Consider the following 20,468-nt stretch of genomic DNA (forward strand, 5'->3'; position numbering starts at 1 on the left):
GACACCGGTGTCAATCGAGCGAGATGCGCAGCGCCGCGGCCGCGGCCAGCGGTGCGCCCAGCAGGGTCAGCAGCAGCAGCGCACCCTGCAGCGAGAGATGCGCTTGCGGCGAGAGGCCGGCGTCCACCGCCCCCACCGCGCCGGTGCCGAAGATCAGCGTCGGCACGGTCAGCGGCAGCACCAGCAGAAACACCAGCGAGGCGCCGCTGCGCAGGCCCAGGGTGAGCGCCGCGCCCACCGCGCCCAGCAGGCTCAGCACCGGCGTGCCCAGCAAGAGGCTCAGGGCCAGCGTGGCGATCGCCTGCGCCTGCATGTCGAACAGCACGCCGATCAGCGGCGAGGCCAGCACCAGGGGCACGCCCGAGCTGAGCCAATGCGCCAGCACCTTGCCGAGCACCAGCCACTCCAGGCGCTCGGCGGCCAGCAGCATCTGCTCCAGCGAGCCGTCGTGGTGGTCGCTGGCGAACATCTGCGTCACCGACAGCATCGCCGCCAGCAGCGCGCAGACCCAGGCAACACCTGGCCCTATCAGTTTCAAGGTGTTGGGCTCCGGCCCGATGGCGATCGGGAACAGCCCCGCCGCCACCACGAAGAAGCCCAGCGGCAGCAAGGCCTCGACGCGCCGGCGCCGCGCCAGCAGCAGATCGCGTTTGGTGACGGCCCACAGCAGCCCTCTCATGCGCAGCGCCAGGGTTCGAGATCGAACTCGGCGGCCCCGGCCAGGTCCACGCTCTGGTGGCTGGTCAGCAGCACCATGCCACCGCGCGCGGCATGCGCCTCGATCAGGCGCGAGAGGGTGGCCATGCTGTCGCGGTCCAGGGCGTCATAGGGTTCGTCCAGTATCCAGGGGCGCGGCAGCTCGTCGTCCAGCGCCAGGCGTGCCAGCGCGCCGCGGCGGCGCTGGCCCTGCGAGAGCGTGCGCACCGGCTGCTCGCAGCGCGAGGCCAGGCCCAGCAGGCCCAGGGCCCGGTGCGCGCGCGCATCGGCATCGTCCAGGCCCTGCAGGCGGGCCAGGAAGGCGAGCGCCTCGGCCAGGGTCAGGTCATCCTTGAGCGCATTGCTGTGGCCGATATAGATCAGCTGCCCGCCCGCGCCGTCGCACCATTGCAGCACGCCCTCGGTGGCCGCCGACAGGCCGGCCAGGATGCGCATCAGGCTGGTCTTGCCGCTGCCGTTGGTGCCGCGCAACCAGGTGATGCTGCCGGGCCGCAGCTGCATGTCCAGGCCACGGAACAGGGTGCGGCGGCCACGGCGGCATGCCAGGCCGCGCGCGTTCAGCACTGGGGGTGGGTTCGACTCGGGAACGGGCGCATGCATGGACCCTATCGTAAAGGCCACGCCTACCCCGCTCTTGACATATCGCAAGACGGCAAGGGGCGGTGCCCTGGCACGGGCCCGCTCAGCGCCACTTGTAGCTGTAGGTGATGGCGATCAGCGTGGCCCGCTGATTGGGCTGCTGCCACACGGTGCTGCCGTCCGAGTAGGCGAAGGGCAGACCCTGGTAGCCCCAGCTCCAGTCGCTCAGGCGCGAACGCTCGTGCACCAGGTCCAGCCGCAACGCGGACTTGGCGTCGATCTCGTAGCGGCCGAACAGGCGCAGCGAGGTCTGGCGATAGACCACATCGGGCAGGCCACCGGTGGCCGCCAGCAGGGCCGCGCTGTCGGCGCCGGCCATGGCGTCGAGCGCCTGGGTGTAGACATTGACATCGTCCACATAGCCGAGGTTGCCGCCCACGCTGAACTTGGCCGACAGCTTGCCGCTGAAGCCGGCGCCCACGCCGATGTTCTTGTTGCGGAACGAGAGCAGGTAGCCGGCGGGCCGCGCCTGGTGCAGGGTCTGGATGCCCTGCGACAGATAGGCGTTGAGGTGCCAGTTGTCGGACAGCGCGTAGTCGGCGTCCAACGCCACCATGTCCATCTCGGTGCGCTGCAGGCCATAGCTGCTGGGCGAGGTGTAGCGGTCGCGCCCGCCCTCGGCGCTGAACTGCAGGGTCAGGGCCTCGCTGGGCTGCAGCTCGGCGCGCAGCTTGAGCTTGTCGCGCTGGCGATCGGCCAGCGTCGGCATGAAGATCGCCGTGGTGAAGCCGTTGGCCGGGTTGGCGGGGTCGCTGACCTCGCTGACGCCCAGACCGCTGTTGTCCTTCAGCCAGTTGCTGCCGTCGCGCTGGCTGCGCTCGAAGCCCAGGCTGCCGCTGAAGAACTCGGACACGCTGTGGCGCAACTCGGCCTTGTAGACCGTTTCGTCGGTGCGCTGGCGCAGCGCGCTCACGCCCGAGATCGCACTGCTGGCGGTGAAGACGCCGCGGTCGATGGCCTCGAACTGCCCCACCAGGGTGCCGCGCAGATTGTTGCTGAAGCGGTAGCTCAGCTGCAGCTTGCCGCGCGACTTGGTGCTGGGCAGGCCGCGGTTGGTATAGAAGGACTTGTCCTCCACGTTGTAGAGCTGGATCGGCGTCTTGTCGTCGCGATCCTCGTAGCGCCATTCCGCCTGCAGCGCCAGCTTCGGTGTCGGCCGCAGGCTGAAGCCCAGCTGCGCCTGCGTGCTGTCGAGCCGCCCACCCAGGTCGGCCACGCCGGCCGGCGCGCCACTGAGGCCCGAGGCCGCGAAGTTCTGGTGCTGCAGCGCCTGGCCCATGCCCAGCTTGAAGTTCAGCAGCGCGATCGGCGTGAGCGTGTAGACGCCGGTGATGTCCAGCTGGTGCGCCTGGTTGTCGGGCGCCAGCGCGATCGGCTGGCTCAGCGCCGTCAGCAGGCCCGGGCTGAGCGGCAGCAGGCTGCCGACCGGGTTGTTGAGGCTGCCAGGGATTTGCGGCGTCAGGGCGTCGTAGCGGTTGTTGAAGAAGGACCCGTAGTAGCCGGCGCTGACGCGCAGCTGCTCGCCCGCATAACTGAGCCGGGCCTCGACCTGGCTGTGATTCGCATGGATGGGCTCGGGCAGCATCACCAGCGCCGAGCCGGTGCTGATGCCGGTGGCACCGCGGCAGGTCGGCAGCAGCAGGCTGGGGCAGTTCATGCCCACGCCGAACAGGCGGGTGCCGACCTTGTCCTCGGTCTTCAGATCCAGCTCCAGCGACAGGGCCGGGCCGAGCGCCTTCCACAGGCCGATGCCGAAGCCGCTGCGCTGCTGCTTCAGGTGCAGCTCGCTGCCGCCGCCGGCGGCGCCGGCCACCACTTGCGGGCTGGTCGAGCCGGCGCCCGTGAGCAGCGTGTTGACGCTGTTGGGGTCGTGGCGCACGGTCTCGCCGTAGCGGGCGCGCAGCTTCCAGTCGCCCTGCTTGTTCCAGCCCAGCGCCAGTTCGCGCGTCTCGCCCAGCAGATCGCTGCCGCGCAACCACATCGAGGTGCCGGCCTCGTCGTCGCGGCGCTGGTAGTCCAGGCTCAGCAGGCCCACCGGGCGATCGCCCAGGCGCACGCCGCTGTACTGGCCGAAGCGCGTGTTGTCGGCGCGCCCGCTGCCCAGCATGCCCAACCCGAAATGGATGGTGGACTCAACCTCGCTGCCTTCGGCATGCACCGCGCCCAGCGCGGTGAGCAGCGCCAGGGTCAGTGCGGTCTGCCTTGCGTGAGTCATGATGGATGCTCTCCGAGTCTCAGCGCAGCATCAGGTGCGGCGTTGGATTGCTGACCGAGGGGTTGTTGGAACCATGCACCTGGGTATGGCAGTTCATGCAACTGCGCCCCTGCCAGAGGTTCACCACGTTCTTGCCGCTGCTGGTGCCGCCGATGAGCGCCGGCTGGCCGGGCTGCAGCGGCGTGAAGACGCCGGGCTGCCCGCCCACCGCGCCCACGCCGCCGGCCACATGGGGCGTGTGGCATTGCTGGCACAGCATCGGCGGGCGCGACTTCAGCATCGCCTGCACGGTGCTGCCATGCGGGTTGTGGCAGCTCGCGCAATCCTCGCTGACCGGCTCATGCTGGTGCACGAAGGGGCCGCGCTTCTCGGCGTGGCAGCTGTAGCAGGTGGCATTGGTGCTGTCGCGCTTGGCCAGCTTGGGGCCCATCGAGCCATGCACATTGTGGCAATCGGAGCAGCTCATCTTGCCCTCCGGCACCGGGTGGTGCGAAGGCTTGTTGAGCTGCGCGCGCTGCTCCTTGTGGCAGGCGTAGCAGAGCTCGGTCTGGCTGGCCTTGGCGAGCGCGCGGTCGTTGTTGGTGTGGATCTTGTGGCAGCTGTTGCAGGCCACATCGGCGCTGTGGTGCTGGCTGCCGTTCCAGAGCGCGCGCTTGGCGTCCTTCTCGTGGCAGGTCTGGCACACCGCGCTGCTTTCATGGGCAGGCATGGCCAGGGCCTTGCTGAACATGCGGTCGGGCTTGGGCTGGGCCTTGGCGCCCTTGGGCTTGTGCGCATGCGCCTCGCTGGGCCCGTGGCAGCTGATGCAATCGGGCACGCGCGCATCCTTGCTGGCGGCATGGGCCGAGCGGCTCATGTCGGGCAGGTCGTCGCTGTCATGACAGGTGACGCAGAAGGCGGCACCGGTCGGCTCGGCCTCGGCACGGGCCCAGCCCGTGCAAGCCAGCAAGCTCACCGCAAGGGCTGCCATCCAAGCTGTGATACGCATTCGAACTCCCTGCGGGTCTGGCGAGCCGAGCCCGGCCGACGGCGCAAGCCGCCGGCCGCCCGGACACATCACTACTTCTGACCGTGGACGATGTCCACGCCCTTGAAGCCGCCACTGGCGTGGCAGTCATCGCAGGTCTCACGCGCACCGGCCAGGAACTGCGCCTGAGTCTTGTCGCCGAAGGCGGCACCACCGAAGGAGGTGACGTGGGCGATGGCCTTGCTCGAATCGTGGCAGGCGGTGCAGCTTGCCGCCTTGGGTGTGATCACCCTCCAAAGGCCGGGGTCGGTCACCCCCGTGTCCTTCTTCACCACCGACGCCAGCGGACTCAGATCCTGCTTGTACGAGTTGTTGACGTGGCAGACGTTGCAATTCACGCCCACACCCGGCCAGGCGACCTCGGCGGCATAGTTCTCCACATTCGCGGCCAGCGGTGCACCGCCGGTGGCCGAACTGCCGTCCTTGTTGAACACGCCCACCACGGTATTGCCGTGCGTGAACGGATAGGTCCGCTTCGAGTTGCCGTGGATGCCGTGGATCATGCGCTTGAACTGGTAGGACTCGTTCAGCACCAGACCATTGGTCATCACCGTCGACGACACCTTGTTGGCATCGTGGCAGACCACGCAGGCTTCCACCGTGTCACGTGCACCGCCGTGGAAGGCCTCGGCCAGGGTGTTGGAACCCGAGGTCGTGCCCAGGGCGCCGTGGCAGACATTGCACTTCTCGCTCGCCACGATGACGCGGCGCGGTTGCAGCGTGCCGCTCAGCGCAAGCTCCTTGAAGGTGTTCTTCACCACGGTGTTGACGAGCACCTTGGGCGTCACTTCAGGGCGCGGGTCGGTGGCCCACTTGACCTGCAGCTTGGGCTCCTTGATCTGGCCGATGCTCACCACGCGGGCGGTACCGAAGGCGACCGAGGTGGCCGTGTCGGGCGGCACCACGATGTCCACCGTGTAGTGGTTGCTGCCATCGTTCGTGCCCTTGTAGGCATAGACGTTGGCGGCGCTGCCACCGGTGTTGTTGGCGCTGAACTCGGTCACGCCCGCGGGCTGGCCGATCTGGTTCTGGTAACCCAGATAGAAGCGCAGATTGCCGAACTTGGTGGTGTTGGCGCAGGCCAGGCTCGCGCCCGTGCCGGTGCACTCCGAGGTCACCAGGTTGTAGGCGGCGTTGTTGTTGGTGGGATCGGAGAGGAAGTACTTGACGGTCACCTTGCGCGTGGCAGCGTCGTAGCTGGTGCTCTCGATGTTCATCTTGTACTTGGCACCGTTCTCCTCGTTCTGGTTCCAGTGCACGCGGTCCGAGCCGATATTGGTGCCGGCCTTGTGGCACTCGACGCATTGCGCATTACTCAGATCCTTGGCGGCCGCACCGGCCTTCACCAGCGTGCCGGCGTAGACCTTGTGGCTGGTCTCCCAGTCCGAGCCCGTGCCATTGGCGTGGCAGGTCAGGCAGGCTTCCTTGCTGGGCTTGTCCTTCCAGTTGTCACCCTGCGGGGTGGACGCGTTGGCACCCGAGTGGCAGACCGTGCAATTGCGCAGATCCTGCGGGAAGCCGACCTCGGCGAAGCCCACCTTGGTGTTCTGGTAGCCCCAGATGGTGTAGTCCTCGCCGCCCTTGCCGGCGTCCAGCTTGGCCTTGAGCAGCTTGCCGGCGTGGATCTTGTGCGCCATCGTCGCCAGGTTGAGGTTGTTGCCGCTGTTGGCATCCACCGTACCGGGGTTGTGGCACATCACGCAGTACTGCGTGTCGACGCGACCCCCGCCGTGCAGGGCGAGCTTCTCGTGGCAGCCGTTGCAGCTGGCCACATCGGTCATCTTGCGCGTCTTGCTCGGGTCGGTCACGGGCACCGACTTGCCGTTCGCATCGATGGTGAAGTCGAAGTAGGGATTCACCCGCACCGTCTCACCGGCCGCATTCTGGTAGCTCAGCTGGATCGCGACGCGGTGCGTCTTGGTGGCATCGAAGACCACGCCATTGGTCTGGGCGGGGTCCTTGATGTCGGTCTTGAAGGTGTAGGTGTAGTAGCCGTCCGGGCTGGCCACCAGCTGCGCGGCGAGCAGCGCCGCATCGGTCTGCTTGCCGTCGGTGGTGGCCTGCATGGCCGTGGCCAGCACCGGCTTGTTGTTGGGGCCCACATTCGCCGCCGCGGTTTCCTTGCGGTAGATGTAGTTCACCCATTGGTCGGGCTCGCCATTGCTGCCCGGCACCAGCTTGGCGATCGCGAAGCTGACGTTGGTGATGGCCAGGCCGGTCTTGAGCTGGCCATCCGAGTAGATGGCGAAGTTCACCTTGGGCGGGCTGGCGATGGTGACGGCGGCCACGCCGGCATCCTGCACCGTCAGGAAGGGCGCCGAGGTGTTGGTGGCGGTGTCATTGCTGGCCACCGCGGCCGCTTTGCTGAGCAGTTCCTTGACCGTCGGAGCCGGCGTGGGGGTGGGCGTGGGTGTCGGTGCAGGAGCCGGATCGGACCCGCCGCCGCCGCACGCTGCAAGGGCGATCGCCGTCATCACGGCCATGCCCCATCGAGTCAGCTGCTGCTTCATAGCTTTCTCCTTGTTCCAGGAACTGTTGCCATCGGTTCGGCCCGACGGCGATTCGAAATTCACATCACGCTTGTATCGACATGTTTGTGCGGGTCAGTTGTTCTCGATCAAGTCCGCATCAAGTGCCGGAAAAGAAGCCGATCGCCACCCCGGCCAGCAGGGTCAGACCCACCGCAATGAGGGTGAAACCCAACACCTTGGAGGCCAGCGTCATGGGCGCCGCCGGTGCGTCGACCACGTACTTCTGGAGTTCGCCGGACTTCAGCAGGCGCTCGTACTCCACCGCATGCTCGCGCCGGTAATGCTCCAGGCTCATCGTGCCGGTGAACATCACCACCTCGAGCGGGAACTTGTCGGGCCTGAAGTGGTTGTTGAAGAAGTGCACGGTGAACAGGAACACCACCGCCAGGAAGGCTTCCTCGCCATGGAAGATGGCCGCCACATTGAAGACCCAGCCGGGCAGCCAGGCGCCGGTGATATTGGGCAGCCACATCATCAAGCCGCTCACGCCGATGATGGTGACGCCCCAGAACGGCGCCCAGTAGTCGAACTTCTCCCAGTAGGTCCAATGCTCGAACACCGGGCGCGGGCCCTTGCCGAAGAACCACTTGAACATGGCGAGCATGTCCTTGCCGTCCTGCAGATTGGGCACCAGCGAATCCGGGCCGAAGATGCGGAAGGTCTTGCGCTTCTTCCAGATGCGCAGCGCGATATAGAACAGGTGCCAGAAGAACACGCCGGCAAAGATCACCGCATTGACGCGGTGGATCAGGCCCGCGACCTTGGGCCCGCCCAGCGCCTGCATCACCCAGGGCGCCCAGGCGGCATCCGGATAGAACAGCGGCATGCCGGTGAGCGTGAGGATCATCAGGCTGAGCGCAAAGCTGATGTGGGCCAGGCGCCAGATCGCACCGAAGCGCTTGAAATGCTTGCCCTGCAACTCGGGCGGCAGCGCATCCAGCTTGACATGAGGGCGCAGCTTGGCCTGCTGCCTGTCCTTGTACTCGCGGTAGAACCACAGCAAGGTGTGCAGCCAGAAGAAGCCGAAAGTGCCGACCAGCAGCTGCACCATGATCTGGTAGCCGATCCACATCTGCGGATAGCGCTCGAAGTCGTGCGGATGGCCGTGCGGCTGGAAGCTGGCGAAGCCCTTGGGCGCCTCGGCCAGCTCCTTCTTGCCGTTGTGGCAGGTCCGGCAGGTGTCCATGCGGTTGTCCGGATGGACCTTGGAATCGGGGTCCTTGGCCTCCAGGATGCCGTGGCTGCCGTGGCAGTCAAAGCACTTGGCGGTGTAGGCATAGCCCAGGGTGCTGATCTGGCCGTGGTAGGTGGCCTTGTAGGACTGGTAGTTTTCGGCGTGGCAGCTGCCGCAACTGGCGGTGATGGCCAGCTTCACCGCGCTGGCCGAGGTGTTGCCGATGGCGTGCGAGGTATGGCAGTCGGAGCACACCGCGGCCTTGCTGTCATGCTTCTCGAGCGCCGCCTTGCCGTGCACCGACTCCGCGTACTCGTCGAGTTCGTCGCTATGGCACTTCTCGCCGCACATGGCGGCGCTGTTGCTGCGCCAACGCGCGTGCTCGGTGCTGCCCTTGGTGGGAATGGCGAAGCTGTGCGTGTCGTGGCAGTTGTCGCAGCTGGCGTTGACCTTGCTCGCGTCCTTCTTGCTCACGCGGGCATGGAAGGACTGCTTGTAGGCGGCCACGTTCTCGGCCACCAGGCCCAGGCGCGGCTTGGCGGCGGCGCTGCCGTCCTGCTTGGCCTGGTCCCACAGCTGCTGGTGGCAATCGGCGCAGCTGGCCGACTTGGGCAGGGCCGCGCCATCCTTCTGGTGGCCATTGCCCGGCGCGGGTTGGTCCTTGATGGCGATGTGGCAGGCCACGCATTCCAGCTTGGCGTGCACGCTCTTGCCATAGGCCTTCGCCGACATGGTCGCCAAAGTGCGCGGCTTGCCCTGCGCGTCCGGCACTTCAAGCTTGTGCGTGCCCGTGGCATGACAGCTCAGGCAGCCCTCGTTGTCGGCCACCGCACCCAGGCCCAACAAGGCCAGACCCAAACCGAGACCCAGTCGACGGGCCCATCGCCCAAAAGGAGTGCCGCGCATAGTTCTTCTTCTTTGGAGTTGTGCCGAGGCCCTTGGCAGGCCTGGAGGGGCCCGCCTGAGCGGGCCCAGCGGATGCTATGCCGCTAGTTGGACAGAATCCACTGCGCGAGGTTCTTGATCGCGTCGGCGTCCTTCGTATTGATGATCTTGTGCTCTTCCTCGGTGCCGTCGTCGAGCTTGACCTTGGGGCCGGTGGTCATGTTCTTGATGGCCTTTTCCTCGCCGTCGGCCTTGCCCTTGTACTTGGCGGCAATCTTCTGGAAGGACGGGCCCTTCTTGTCCTTGTCGACCGCGTGGCACTTGAAGCAGTCGTTCTTCTTGGCCAGCGCCTTGGCGGCATCGGCATCGGCGGCCTGCGCCCCATGCGGGACGGCGAAGGCGGCTGCGACCAGGGCACACAGGGCCCAGCGCGGTGAGAGGCTCTTGGATCTCATCTTCAACCTTTCAGTGCTTTGGACAAGCGCCGGATGGAGCACCGCGCGGCTCGGGCCACGCGCACTCCTATCGACAGGTCTAGCCTAACGGGGTGACGGCAAGTACGCACTTGATCTAGCGCAAGTGCTGATGGGGTGGGGCTGCAGAGCAACACCCACCCTGGGATAACCCTTAGGATCCGGCGCGTTTCGCCAGGATTTCGAAGGCCGGCAGAGTCTTGCCTTCCAGCACCTCCAGGAAGGCGCCACCGCCGGTGGAGATGTAGCCCACCTCCTTTTCGATGCCGTACTTGGCAATCGCCGCCAGGGTGTCACCACCGCCGGCGATCGAGAAGGCGCTGGACGCCGCAATGGCGCGTGCGATGGTCTCGGTGCCATGGGCAAAGGCGTCGAACTCGAACACGCCCACCGGGCCGTTCCAGACGATGGTGCCGGCCGCCTTGAGCTGCTCGGCCAAATGCGCGGCCGTCTGCGGGCCGATGTCCAGGATCAGGTCATCCTCGGCCACCTCGGCCACCGGCTTCACGATGGCCTCGGCGTCGGCAGCAAAGCGCTTGGCCACCACCACGTCCACCGGGATGGGCACGGCCGCGCCACGCGCCTTCATGCCCTCGATCACCGCCTTGGCCTCGCCCACCAGGTCGGGTTCGGCCAGCGACTTGCCGATCGGCAGGCCGGCGGCGAGCAAAAAGGTATTGGCAATGCCGCCGCCCACGATCAGGCCGTCGACCTTCTCCGACAGGGCCTTCAGGATGGTCAGCTTGGTCGAGACCTTGGAGCCGGCCACGATCGCCACCAGGGGCCGCTTGGGCGCGGCCAGCGCCTTGCCGATGGCATCGATCTCGGCCGCCAGCAGCGGGCCGGCGCAGGCGATCTTGGCAAACTGGGCGATGCCATAGGTCGTGCCCTCGGCGCGGTGCGCGGTGCCGAAGGCATCGTTCACATAGATGTCGCACAGCGCCGCCAGCTTCCTGGCCAGCTCTTCGCTGTTCTTCTTCTCGCCCTTGTTGACGCGGCAGTTCTCCAGCAGCACCAGCTGGCCGGGCGCCACGCTCACGCCGTCCACCCAGTTGGCCAGCACCGGCACCTCGCGCCCCATCAGCTCGCCCATGCGCTTGGCGATCGGGGCGAGCGAATCCTCGGGTTTGAACTCGCCCTCGGTGGGGCGGCCCAGGTGCGAGGTCACCATCACCGCGGCGCCGGCCTTGAGGGCCTGCTCGATGCAGGGGATGGAGGCGCGGATGCGCGTGTCTTCGGTGATGTTGCCGGCATCGTCCTGCGGCACATTCAGGTCGGCACGGATGAAGACGCGCTGCCCGGCCACTTGGCCGGCAGCAACCAGATCGGAGAAACGCAGGACGTTCATGATGGGCTTGCTTGGTTGGTAATCAGGGCGGCGCGCCAGCGGCGCCGCAAACCGCTAGCTTACCAACCCAGGCCCAGGCGCAAGGCCAGCATCACCGCCGTGCCGCTGACGATGGTGCCGAGAATGCCCCGCTTCCAGAAGAAATAGGCCGTGCCCACGGCCACGGCGAACAGGCGCGGATCCTGCCAGGTCGACACCAGCTGGCCCTTGGTCAGCACGATCTCGGGCACGATGACGGCCGCCAGCGCCGCCAGCGGCGCGTAGCGCAAGCCCTGCTTGGCCCAGTCGGGCATGGGCAGCTCGCGCCTGGGCAGCAGGAAGAAGCCCCGTGTCAGCAGCGTGATCAGGGCCAGACCGAGGATGCCCAGCGTCGCCTCCCAATTGCTCATGCGCGCAGCTCCGGCTTGGCGGCGTCGGGCTTCCAATGGTCGAGCAGCAGGCCGATGGCCACGGCCGCGGCGATCGCCACGACGATGTTGAGCCGCAGCGGCAGCGCGTAGGCGGCCACCGCCGCGCAGCCCGCCACGCCCGCCGAGATCCAGGACTTGCCCGAGGACAGCAGCGAGTAGGTCAGGCCCAGCAGCGCCAGCACGCCGGCAAAGCCCAGGCCCCATTCGGTGGGCACGCGGTCGGCGAGCAGGATGCCGGCGATCGAGGGCAACTGCCAGGCACACCAGTTCAACGCCACGCCTCCCCAGTAATAGGGCTGCTGCGCCTCGGGCTCGGCCAGAGGGTCAGGAAAGCGCCGCATGAAGGCGACGTAATTGAGGTCGGCCGCGAAATAGCTCAGGGTCAGGCGTTGCCAACGCGGCAAATGCCCGAAGTAGAGGCGCCATTGGGCACTGAAGATCACGAAGCGCAGGTTGACGCAGAAGGCCGTGGCCCACAGCACCCACAGCGGTGCGCCGCCGGCGATCAGCGGCAGGGCCGCCAGCTGCGAACTGCCGGCGAACACGATCAGGCTCATCAGCAGGGCCAGCCACAGCGACAGCCCGCTCTTCACCATCGCCACGCCGGTCACCAGCCCCCAGGCCGAGATGCCCAGGGTGATGCCCAGCATCTCGCGCGCGCCGCGCCGGAATTCAGGATGACGCCATTGCGCCCAAGGAGAAAAGCCCATACGGCGATTGTCGTATGGGCTCCGGGCCGGTGCCGCCGCCAGGGCTTGCGGCGTGCGGCCTGCGCTCAGTTGTTGAGCTTGCGCACCGTGCCGCTGCCGGCCGTGTGCATGCTGATCTCGGGGTTGCCCAGATAGCTGACACCGCCCGAACCGGCGATCGAGATGTCCAGCTTCTTGTTGGCCTGCACGATCACGTCGCCGCTGCCGGCAATGCGCACCTTGGCGTCCTCGGCCACCAGCGCGCGCGCCTTCACGTCACCGCTGCCCGAGACCGAGACATTCAGGTTGGCGGCGCGGCCGCTGGCCACGATATCGCCGCTGCCGGCAATCTTCAGCGCCAGGCGTTCGGCATTGAGCTCGTCGAAGCGGATGTCGCCGGAGCCGGCGATCGAGGCGTCCAGCTCGCCGGTCTTCATCGCCTCCACGCGCACATCGCCGGAGCCCGCGATGGCGACGGCGCGCAGCTGCGCCATGTCGATGCTGATCATGGGCGTGTTGCTGGCATTCAGCGAATAGCCGCGCTTGGGTCCGATCTCGAGCGTGCGGCCCTTGCTGCCGTCCACCACCTTGGTTTCAAGATAGGGCAGGAGGTTCTTGTCGGTCTTGACCTCGACCTTGTGACTGCTGCTCTGGCGCACCTGCACCTTGAAGCCGCCGGTGACCGAGATGGCATCGAAGCTGCCGACGTCGCGCGTCTCGGTGCTCATTTCGCCCGAGCCGTTCACGCGCTCGGAGCCGATGCTCCAGCTCCAGGCCTGGGCCGAGCCCATGGCGGCCAGGCCGGCGGCGGTGATCAGGGTCAGGGCGGCAAAACGACGGGTGGTGTTCATGAGTGGCTCCGTTGGGATCTGGTGCTGCGCATCATGCGACCCCGGGGCCGGGGCGGGCCAGCATGAATCGACCAACTGCCAGGTGGCGGGCGCCAAATGCAAAAAGCCGCTGCAAAACTGCAGCGGCCCGGGCCTGCGCTCCTGCGTCAGTGCGCGGCTTTCGCCTTGCCGTCCTTGGCATCCTTGGCGCCCTTGCCCTCCTTGGCGGCGCTGGCCTTGTCATCGGCCTTCTCGGCCTTCTCAGGCTCGCCCTCGCCCGGCTTGACGCTGCCCGGCCGTGGCACCACCGGCGCCACGCCCTCGAGCTTGTTCTCGCGCATGTACTCGTCCATCTCCTTCCAGCCGGCGAACACCGCCGCCTTCTGGGCCTTGGGGTTGAGGGTGTAGCAGTCCTCGATGGCGCGCAGGGCGTGGCGGCAGGCGCTGCCCACGGCCTTGCCCTCGGCCTCCTTGGCGGTGGCCAGCTTGGCCGGATCTTCGATGCCCAGTTGGTCGCAGGCCGCCAGGCTGGCGAGCAGGGGCAGCAGCAGGAGAAGAAGTCGCTTCATCCCGGAGCTATCGGCCATTGCGGCGCCGGTCTTAAATGTGGATTCAGCGGGGCGCCATCGCCAGCAGGCGCGCCACGCGCTCCTCGGTGGCCGGATGGGTGCTGAACAAGCCCTTGATGCCGTCGGCCGAGAGCGGGTTCATGATCATCATCTGGGCCGTTTCCGGGTGCGCCTCGGCCGGGCCCAGCGGAATGCCCTGGGCATAGCGGTGGATCTTGTCGAGCGCCGAGGCCAGCGCCCGCGGGTCGCCCGAGATCTCGGCGCCACCGCGGTCGGCCTCGAACTCGCGCGCGCGGCTGATCGCCATCTGGATCAGGCTGGCGGCGATGGGCGCCAGAATCATCACCAGCATGGCGACGATGGGGTTGGTCTGCCGCCCCTCGGAATCGCGCCCGCTGAAGAACATCGCGAAATTGGCCAGCATCGAGATCGCGCCGGCCATGGTGGCGCTGACGGTGGAGATCAGGATGTCGCGGTGCTTCACATGCGCCAGCTCGTGCGCCATCACGCCGCGTAGCTCGCGCTCAGAGAGCACGCGCATGATGCCGGTGGTGGCGGCCACGGCCGCATGCTCGGGATTGCGCCCGGTGGCAAAGGCGTTCGGGGCCTCTTCGTTGATCACATAGACGCGCGGCATCGGCAGTTCGGCCTTGGCGGCCAGCTCGCGCACCATCGCGTAGAACTGCGGTGCCGAGGTTTCGTCCACCTCTTGCGCGTTGTACATCTTCAGCACCATCTGGTCGGAGAACCAGTAGCTGAAGAAGTTCATCCCCAGCGCCACCACCAGGGCCAGCATCATGCCGCTACGCCCGCCCAGCAGCGCACCGATCGCCATGAACAGGGCGGTGATGGCGGCCATCAGGATGGCGGTCTTCATGATGTTGAACATCGGGGTCTCTCCGTCGGAGTGGCTGGAGCCGCTTAGATGATGCTCAGGCGGCGGATTTCAAGCGCTCGCCCTTGAGGACCGGGCGCGCCTGCAGAAAAGCCGCTGCCGGCAGGCGCTTGCCGCCGGCGCGTTGCAACTCGGTGAGGCGCAACGCCTGCTCGCCACAGGCCACCACCAGGCCGGTGGCGTCGGCGGCCAGCACCTCGCCGGGCTCGCCGCGGCCCTCGCAGACCTTGGCGCGCCAGATCTTCAGCGCCTCGTCGCCCAGCTGGGCCAGCCCGCCCGGGAATGGGTCGAAGGCGCGCAGGCGGCGCTCGATCCGGGCGGCGGGCTGGCGCCAGTCGATCTGGCTTTCGCTCTTCTCGATCTTGTGGGCGTACGTCACCCCTGCCTCCGGCTGGGGCTGCGGATGGAAGCCCCCGCAGGCCGCCAGCTCCAAGGCCTCGACGATGAGGCGCGCGCCCAGCGCCGCCAGCTTGTCGTGCAGGCTGGCGGTGGTGTCGGTGGCGCCGATGGGCAGACGCTCGGTCATGAGCATGGCGCCGGTATCCAGGCCCGCATCCATCTGCATGATGGTGATGCCGGTCTCGGCATCACCGGCCTCGATGGCGCGGTGGATGGGCGCGGCACCCCGCCAGCGTGGCAGCAGCGAGCCATGGATGTTCAGGCAGCCCAGGCGCGGCAGGTCCAGCACCCATTGCGGCAGGATCAGCCCATAGGCCGCCACCACCATCACATCCGGGCGCGCGTCCAGCAAGGCCTGGCGTGCGGCCGCGGCCTCATCGGGGTATTTGCCGTCCAGCCTCAGGCTGATCGGCTGCGCCACCTTGATCCCATGCTGCAGCGCCAGCTGCTTCACCGGCGAGGCCTGCAGTTTCATGCCGCGGCCGGCCGGGCGGTCCGGCTGGGTCAGCACCAGTGGCAGCTCAAAACCGGCCGCCAGCAGCGCCGCCAGCGCGCGGGCGGCGAATTCCGGGGTCCCGGCGAAGACGACGCGCATGCCCATCAGCGGCCGCGGCCCTGCTCTTCGCGGGTCTTCTTGATCATCTTGGTCTTGATGCGCTCGCGCTTGAGCGGGCTCAGGTATTCGACGAACACCTTGCCCATCAGGTGGTCCATCTCATGCTGCACGCACACCGCCAGCAAGCCCTCGGCGTCGAACTCGTGCGGCTGGCCGTCGCGGCCCAGGGCACGCACCGTGACGCGGCTGTGGCGCGGCACCTTGTCATAGATGGCGGGCACCGACAGGCAGCCCTCTTCGCCCTCGGTGAACTCGGCACTGGTGGCGATCAGCTCGGGGTTGATCAGCACGCGCGGCTTGTTGCGGTCCTCCGAGGTGTCGATCACGACCACGCGCTCATGCACGTCCACCTGGGTGGCGGCCAGGCCCACGCCCTCGGCCGCATACATGGTTTCCAGCATGTCGTCGACGAGCTGACGGATGCGCTCGTCCACCTCGGCCACGGGCTTGGCCACGGTGTGCAGGCGGGGGTCGGGATAACGGAGGATGTTCAGTTTGGCCATCGGGGCTTCCATGCGCGCCTTGTGGACGCCGCACAACGTCTGTTTGTAAGTGCTTGCAAGAGCGCCGGGGCGCCCACCGCTTTCATTGCGACCACCCCGGAATGGGGGCAGAATCGCCGCGAGCTGAGGCGGCATTTTCGCCGATCCGCGCGTGCGCCGCCTGCACCAGCAAAAAACGCCCTGCAATGACGATAGAAAGGCAGCCCTTGAGCTCCCACGCAAGACTCACTGCCGGCCTCCTTGGCCTGAGCATCTGCATCGCCAGCGGCCCTGGCCACGCGACCAACTATCCCATCACCCCCGAGCAACGCGAGACCGCGCAACGCGTGGCCGATGCCGGTGTGCCGATTTCCGAGCTGGCGCCCGGCGCGCCGGACTCGCACACCGTCAAGCCCGGCGACACGCTGTGGGACATCTCCAAGCTCTTCCTCAGCAGCCCCTGGCGCTGGCCCGAGCTCTGGGGCATGAACCGCGACCAGGTCTCCAACCCGCACCTGATCTACCCGGGTCAGGTCTTGCTGCTGGTGAAGAGCAACGGCCGCGCCCGGCTGGAGCTGGCGCGCTCGATGAACGACGCATCGGCGCAGGCGGCCGGCACCACCAAGCTGTCGCCACGGGTGCGCAGCAGCCGCCTGGAAGACAACCCCATCACCGCGATCCCCCAGCATCTGATCGAGCCCTTCCTGACCGATGCAGTGGTGTTCGATACCGATGAGCTGGCGCTGGCGCCGCGCATCGTCGCCACGCCCGAAGGCCGTGTGCTGCTGACGCGCGGCGACCTGGCCTATGCCCGCGGCGAACTGATCCAGGGCGGCGAATACCGCGTGTTCCGCAACACCACGCCGCTGCGCGATCCGGTCAGCAAGGAAATCCTCGGCTACGAAGCCCCCTATCTGGGCACGGCCGACATGCTGCGCCCCGGCCGCGAGGGCCCGGACGCCAACGGCAAGGCGGAGATCGTGCCGGCGACCCTGAGCATCCGCACCGCGCGCCAGGAAATGGGCGAGGGCGACCGCCTCTCGCTGGTGCCGCCACGCAATTTCGAGCGTTATGTGCCGCACTCGCCGACCCAGCCGGTATCGGGCCAGGTCATCTCCATCTACGGGGAGGCGCTCACCGCCGGCCAGAACCAGATCGTCGCCATCAACCGCGGCAAGCAGGACGGCATGGAGCGTGGCCATGTGCTGGCGCTCTGGCAGGCCGGCCGCATCGCACGCGACAAGACCGGCGACAAGCCGCAGGAAATCCGCCTGCCCGACGAGCGCCATGGCCTGCTGTTCGTGTTCCAGGTCTACCAGCGCGTGTCCTATGCGCTGATCGTCTCGGTCAAGGACCCGGTCGCGCCCGGCGACCGCTTCACCCAGCCCTGAGCGCTTGCGCGCACATCGCGTCGCCACCATGGACCGCGATGAGCTGAGCGCCTGGCTGCAGTTGCTGGAAACCCCCGGCCTGGGCCTGGCAGGCGTGCGTCGCCTGCTCGCCGGCCTGGGCAGCCCCCAGGCGGTGCTGGCGGCCGGGCCGCCGGCCTGGGGCGCATTAATCCGTCCCGAGCTGGTGCGGACGCTGCAACAGCCGCCGCCGCAGCTGCCTGAGTTGCTGGCGCGGACGCTGGCCTGGCTGGCCGCCGACGGGCGCCGCAGCCTGCTCTGCCTGGGCGACGCCGACTATCCCCTGCCCCTGCTGAACAGCCCCGATCCGCCGTTGCTGCTCTATCTGCAGGGTCGGCGCGCGCTGCTGGGCAGCGACGCGGTGGCCGTGGTCGGCAGCCGCCACCCCTCGCACCAGGGCCGCGACAACGCCCTGCATTTCGCCGCTGCGCTGAGCGAGGCGGGTTACTGCATCGTCTCGGGCCTCGCCCTGGGCATCGACGGCGCCGCCCATGAGGGCGGGCTGAAGGGGCCGGGCAGCAGCATCGCGGTGCTGGGCACCGGACTGCACGAGATCTACCCGCGCCGGCACGAGGCCCTGGCCGAACGGCTCAGCGAGCAGGGCCTGCTGGTGAGCGAATACGCCCTGGGCATGCCGGCCCTGGCCGCCAACTTCCCACGCCGCAACCGCATCATTGCCGGGCTCGCGCGCGGCTGCCTGGTGGTGGAGGCCGCGCTGCAATCGGGCTCGCTGATCACGGCACGCCTGGCCAGCGAGGCCGGCCGCGAGGTCTTTGCCATCCCCGGCTCGATCCACTCGCCGCTCAGCCAGGGCTGCCATGCGCTGTTGCGCCAGGGCGCAGCGCTGGTGGAGAACGCGCAGGAGGTGCTGGACGCGTTGGAGCCCAGCACCCGCCACCGCGCGGCGGCGGCACCCCTGCCGGCGCCGCGCGCCGCCTTGGACGAGCCCGGCCTGGTGCTGGAGGCGATGGGCTATGACCCGGTGTCGCTGGATGCGCTGATGGCGCGCGGCGGCTGGAGCGCCGCCCAGTTGAGCGCCCTGCTGCTGGACCTCGAGCTCGCCGGCGCGGTGGCACGCCTGCCGGGCGCCTTGTTCCAGCGCCGCGCGCAGGCCTGAAAGCGGGCCTGAAATCTGACCGGATGGCGCGCCGGAACGCCCAATTCAAGCCCGTTTTCAGCCCCCTTTGCGCGCCGGGGGCTTGGGAGCCCTGGGTTATAGTGCGCCCATGTTTGACGTCCTCGTCTACCTCTACGAAACCTATTGGCGCCCGGACGCTTGCCCGGACCACGCCCAGCTGACGCGCAAGTTGTCGGCCGTAGGCTTCGAGACCGACGAGATCCAGGAGGCGCTGTCCTGGCTGGATGGGCTGGCCCATGCGGCCGAGTCCTACCAGGGCGAACAGGGCGTCACGAGCATGCGTGTCTACTCGGTCGACGAGCTGGACCATCTGGGCGAGGCCTCGGTGGGCTTCATCAGCTTCCTGGCTTCGGCCGGTGTGCTGCCGCCGCCGATGCGCGAGATGGTGATCGACCGCGCGATGGCCATCCCCGGTGCGCCGATGGACCTGGAGGACCTGAAGATCATCGTGCTGATGGTGTTCTGGAGCCTGGGCGAGGAGCCCGATGCGCTGATCCTGGACGAACTCTTCGTCGCCCCCGAAGACCGCCTCATTCACTAGCCCGCCGGGCGATCAATTCACCAGGCGGCTCGGATCCACGTCCAGCTTGGCGAGCGCATTGCGCGTGGCGCGCACCGTCAGGGCCTCGTCCTGGGCCGGCAGCAGCAGACCGGCCTGCAGGAAGGCCGCCAGGCGATTCAGCTGGAACAGCACACCGCGCCCCTTGGGTGAGACGAACAGCGTGAGGCCGTGGCGCACGCCGCGCCAGGCCAGCTGCACCGCATCGTTGCGGCCTCGGTAGTCCAGCATGTACCAGCCGCCCACCTGCAACTCATGGGCCCAGGCCAGCATCGCCGGCGTGGGCATGGAACCGCCCTCGGCCACCACTTCCAGGTCTTCGGTCTCATGGCTGGAGAGATCGCGCACCAGCGACTCGTTGAGCTCGCCCTCGCCCTCGGGCAGCATGGCCTCCAGTGCCTCCAGCTGACCCATCAGATCGTCCAGACGCTCGCGCGGTATCGCCGCGGTCTTGGCGGTGAAGGCGGCGGCCAGGGCATTGTTGAGGGCGCGGATGTGCTGATCCTGCTTGTCGCTGCCGAGGCCCGCATGGCTCATGCCATCGCGCAGGGTCTTGAGCAGGGGCGGCAGGCGGCGTATCACCTCGGCCCGCTCCTCGCGCGACACCTTGGCGCTGGCCGACCAGATCAGGTCCGCGGCCGCGCGCTTCATCAGCTTGGTGTTCTCGGACTGCGGCCCGTTGCGCACCCCGCTGACGGCCAGCACATCGGCCCAGACCTGGAACAGGAATTCGCGCACGCCATCCTGCACCGGCACCTCGTTGAGCATCTTGCGCAGCTCGATGGTGTACTGGATCGCCATGGTCTCGCGTTGCTCGACCTGCTGCGCCAGCGAGACACCCTTCACCGAGGCCTGGTTCTCCTGCTCGAAGTAATGCGCGAGGAATTTCTCGAACTCGGTCAGCACGGTCTGGAACACGCGCCGGCCGGTGTCGGGGTAGGCCTCGACCACCTGCACCACGCGCTTGATCTCGCGCTCCAGCGCATCGCCCACATCGCCCTGCGCGGCATTGAAGCCCATCACGCAGGCGCCCATGCGGTCGATCAGGCGGCGCGCCGGATGGTCGGTGGTGGCGAAGAAATCGGGTTCGGAAACGGCCACGCGCAGCACCGGCATCTGCAGGCGCGCAAACCAGACGCGCACCGAGGCCGGAATACGCTCCTCGGTGAGGATGCTCTGGAACAGCAGGGCCACCACCTCGATGGTGGCGCGCTCGGCCGGCGTGTCGGCCGCCTGTTTGAGCACCTGCTTGAAGGCCTGGTTGCGCGCCTTCAGGTCGTCCAGCACCTGCGGTGCGGTGGCCTTGGCGCTCTCGGCCGGCATGGGGCGGCGTTGCAGCGCGTCCTGCGCATGGTTGATGGCGGCGCTGAGGCGGGCCGACACCGTCACCATTGCCGGCGCCGGCATCGGCGCACTGGCGCTGCGGGGCGCACCCGCGCTCGCGGCGCTCACCGCGGCGGCGG

At 67.9% G+C, this 20,468-nt stretch carries 18 protein-coding genes and 1 pseudogene; 3 read left to right on the forward strand and 16 right to left on the reverse strand.

The features are described 5' to 3' along the window. Positions 1-10: 10 nt before the first annotated feature. From ccmB to def, 15 genes are all read right to left on the reverse strand, one after another. Positions 11-679, reverse strand: a complete 669-nt coding sequence (ccmB, locus tag AC3WQY_RS17110; protein ID WP_285235169.1) for a heme exporter protein CcmB — start codon at positions 677-679, stop codon at positions 11-13. Continuing rightward, complete coding sequence (gene ccmA, locus AC3WQY_RS17115) at positions 676-1,317, reverse strand: heme ABC exporter ATP-binding protein CcmA (protein ID WP_492709757.1); 642 nt, start codon at positions 1,315-1,317, stop codon at positions 676-678. The genes ccmB and ccmA overlap by 4 nt, the downstream gene beginning before the upstream one ends. Before the next feature lie 82 nt (positions 1,318-1,399). Further along, positions 1,400-3,571: an MtrB/PioB family decaheme-associated outer membrane protein gene (locus tag AC3WQY_RS17120; protein WP_492709758.1), complete on the reverse strand. Its 2,172-nt coding sequence runs from the start codon at positions 3,569-3,571 to the stop codon at positions 1,400-1,402. Between the two features lie 19 nt (positions 3,572-3,590). Then, entirely contained in the window at positions 3,591-4,559 is a 969-nt protein-coding gene (locus AC3WQY_RS17125; RefSeq protein ID WP_492709759.1) for a DmsE family decaheme c-type cytochrome, read from the reverse strand. Between the two features lie 71 nt (positions 4,560-4,630). Then, positions 4,631-7,108: an OmcA/MtrC family decaheme c-type cytochrome gene (locus AC3WQY_RS17130; RefSeq protein ID WP_492709760.1), complete on the reverse strand. Its 2,478-nt coding sequence runs from the start codon at positions 7,106-7,108 to the stop codon at positions 4,631-4,633. Positions 7,109-7,226: 118 nt separating this feature from the next. Beyond that, complete coding sequence (locus tag AC3WQY_RS17135) at positions 7,227-9,161, reverse strand: cytochrome C (protein WP_492709761.1); 1,935 nt, start codon at positions 9,159-9,161, stop codon at positions 7,227-7,229. Positions 9,162-9,292: 131 nt separating this feature from the next. Continuing rightward, a complete protein-coding gene (locus AC3WQY_RS17140) occupies positions 9,293-9,643 on the reverse strand; it encodes a c-type cytochrome (RefSeq protein ID WP_492709762.1) in 351 nt (116 codons plus the stop codon). 172 nt (positions 9,644-9,815) lie between these two features. Further along, positions 9,816-11,009 (reverse strand): phosphoglycerate kinase, encoded by a 1,194-nt coding sequence (locus tag AC3WQY_RS17145; protein ID WP_492709763.1) that lies wholly within the window; start codon positions 11,007-11,009, stop codon positions 9,816-9,818. A gap of 59 nt (positions 11,010-11,068) precedes the next feature. Beyond that, complete coding sequence (locus AC3WQY_RS17150; RefSeq protein ID WP_492709764.1) at positions 11,069-11,398, reverse strand: AzlD domain-containing protein; 330 nt, start codon at positions 11,396-11,398, stop codon at positions 11,069-11,071. Further along, positions 11,395-12,129, reverse strand: a complete 735-nt coding sequence (locus AC3WQY_RS17155) for an AzlC family ABC transporter permease (RefSeq protein ID WP_492709765.1) — start codon at positions 12,127-12,129, stop codon at positions 11,395-11,397. Before AC3WQY_RS17155 ends, AC3WQY_RS17150 begins: the two co-directional genes overlap by 4 nt. 65 nt (positions 12,130-12,194) lie before the next feature. Then, positions 12,195-12,959, reverse strand: coding sequence for a head GIN domain-containing protein (locus AC3WQY_RS17160; protein WP_492709766.1), 765 nt, complete (start codon positions 12,957-12,959; stop codon positions 12,195-12,197). Positions 12,960-13,105: 146 nt separating this feature from the next. Beyond that, entirely contained in the window at positions 13,106-13,507 is a 402-nt protein-coding gene (locus AC3WQY_RS17165; protein ID WP_492709767.1) for a hypothetical protein, read from the reverse strand. 43 nt (positions 13,508-13,550) lie between these two features. Beyond that, positions 13,551-14,396, reverse strand: coding sequence for a zinc metalloprotease HtpX (gene htpX / locus AC3WQY_RS17170; RefSeq protein ID WP_492709768.1), 846 nt, complete (start codon positions 14,394-14,396; stop codon positions 13,551-13,553). Between the two features lie 43 nt (positions 14,397-14,439). Continuing rightward, positions 14,440-15,396 (reverse strand): methionyl-tRNA formyltransferase, encoded by a 957-nt coding sequence (gene fmt / locus AC3WQY_RS17175; protein WP_492709769.1) that lies wholly within the window; start codon positions 15,394-15,396, stop codon positions 14,440-14,442. Positions 15,397-15,401: 5 nt separating this feature from the next. Further along, on the reverse strand, positions 15,402-15,920 hold the full coding sequence (def, locus tag AC3WQY_RS17180) for a peptide deformylase (protein ID WP_285235150.1): 519 nt from the start codon (positions 15,918-15,920) through the stop codon (positions 15,402-15,404). 185 nt (positions 15,921-16,105) lie between these two features. Here def and AC3WQY_RS17185 point away from each other — a divergent pair, with 185 nt between their 5' ends. The 3 genes from AC3WQY_RS17185 to AC3WQY_RS17195 all read left to right on the forward strand — a co-directional run bounded on the left by AC3WQY_RS17185 (position 16,106) and on the right by AC3WQY_RS17195 (position 18,987). Next, a complete protein-coding gene (locus AC3WQY_RS17185; RefSeq protein WP_492709770.1) occupies positions 16,106-17,290 on the forward strand; it encodes a LysM peptidoglycan-binding domain-containing protein in 1,185 nt (394 codons plus the stop codon). Between the two features lie 28 nt (positions 17,291-17,318). After that, positions 17,319-18,425, forward strand: a complete 1,107-nt coding sequence (gene dprA, locus AC3WQY_RS17190) for a DNA-processing protein DprA (protein ID WP_492709773.1) — start codon at positions 17,319-17,321, stop codon at positions 18,423-18,425. Between the two features lie 109 nt (positions 18,426-18,534). Further along, the gene (locus AC3WQY_RS17195; RefSeq protein WP_285235147.1) at positions 18,535-18,987 is read left to right on the forward strand and encodes a Smg family protein; all 453 of its coding nucleotides are present in this window, start codon (positions 18,535-18,537) and stop codon (positions 18,985-18,987) included. 12 nt (positions 18,988-18,999) lie between these two features. Here AC3WQY_RS17195 and AC3WQY_RS17200 read toward each other — a convergent pair. Continuing rightward, positions 19,000-20,468, reverse strand: a pseudogene (locus AC3WQY_RS17200) (DUF1631 family protein); the annotation flags it as partial.

The sequence above is a fragment of the Roseateles sp. FW301-B2 genome (assembly GCF_058788955.1).

Coding starts and splice junctions, on each gene's coding strand:
- AC3WQY_RS17160 (WP_492709766.1), bottom strand. CDS start 12,959: ATGAACACCACCCGTCGTTTTGCCGCCCTGACCCTGATCACCGCCGCC.
- AC3WQY_RS17150 (WP_492709764.1), bottom strand. CDS start 11,398: ATGAGCAATTGGGAGGCGACGCTGGGCATCCTCGGTCTGGCCCTGATC.
- AC3WQY_RS17165 (WP_492709767.1), bottom strand. CDS start 13,507: ATGAAGCGACTTCTTCTCCTGCTGCTGCCCCTGCTCGCCAGCCTGGCG.
- AC3WQY_RS17185 (WP_492709770.1), top strand. CDS start 16,106: ATGACGATAGAAAGGCAGCCCTTGAGCTCCCACGCAAGACTCACTGCC.
- AC3WQY_RS17155 (WP_492709765.1), bottom strand. CDS start 12,129: ATGGGCTTTTCTCCTTGGGCGCAATGGCGTCATCCTGAATTCCGGCGC.
- AC3WQY_RS17125 (WP_492709759.1), bottom strand. CDS start 4,559: ATGCGTATCACAGCTTGGATGGCAGCCCTTGCGGTGAGCTTGCTGGCT.
- fmt (WP_492709769.1), bottom strand. CDS start 15,396: ATGCGCGTCGTCTTCGCCGGGACCCCGGAATTCGCCGCCCGCGCGCTG.
- htpX (WP_492709768.1), bottom strand. CDS start 14,396: ATGTTCAACATCATGAAGACCGCCATCCTGATGGCCGCCATCACCGCC.
- ccmA (WP_492709757.1), bottom strand. CDS start 1,317: ATGCATGCGCCCGTTCCCGAGTCGAACCCACCCCCAGTGCTGAACGCG.
- def (WP_285235150.1), bottom strand. CDS start 15,920: ATGGCCAAACTGAACATCCTCCGTTATCCCGACCCCCGCCTGCACACC.
- AC3WQY_RS17195 (WP_285235147.1), top strand. CDS start 18,535: ATGTTTGACGTCCTCGTCTACCTCTACGAAACCTATTGGCGCCCGGAC.
- AC3WQY_RS17140 (WP_492709762.1), bottom strand. CDS start 9,643: ATGAGATCCAAGAGCCTCTCACCGCGCTGGGCCCTGTGTGCCCTGGTC.
- AC3WQY_RS17130 (WP_492709760.1), bottom strand. CDS start 7,108: ATGAAGCAGCAGCTGACTCGATGGGGCATGGCCGTGATGACGGCGATC.
- dprA (WP_492709773.1), top strand. CDS start 17,319: ATGGACCGCGATGAGCTGAGCGCCTGGCTGCAGTTGCTGGAAACCCCC.
- ccmB (WP_285235169.1), bottom strand. CDS start 679: ATGAGAGGGCTGCTGTGGGCCGTCACCAAACGCGATCTGCTGCTGGCG.
- AC3WQY_RS17120 (WP_492709758.1), bottom strand. CDS start 3,571: ATGACTCACGCAAGGCAGACCGCACTGACCCTGGCGCTGCTCACCGCG.
- AC3WQY_RS17145 (WP_492709763.1), bottom strand. CDS start 11,009: ATGAACGTCCTGCGTTTCTCCGATCTGGTTGCTGCCGGCCAAGTGGCC.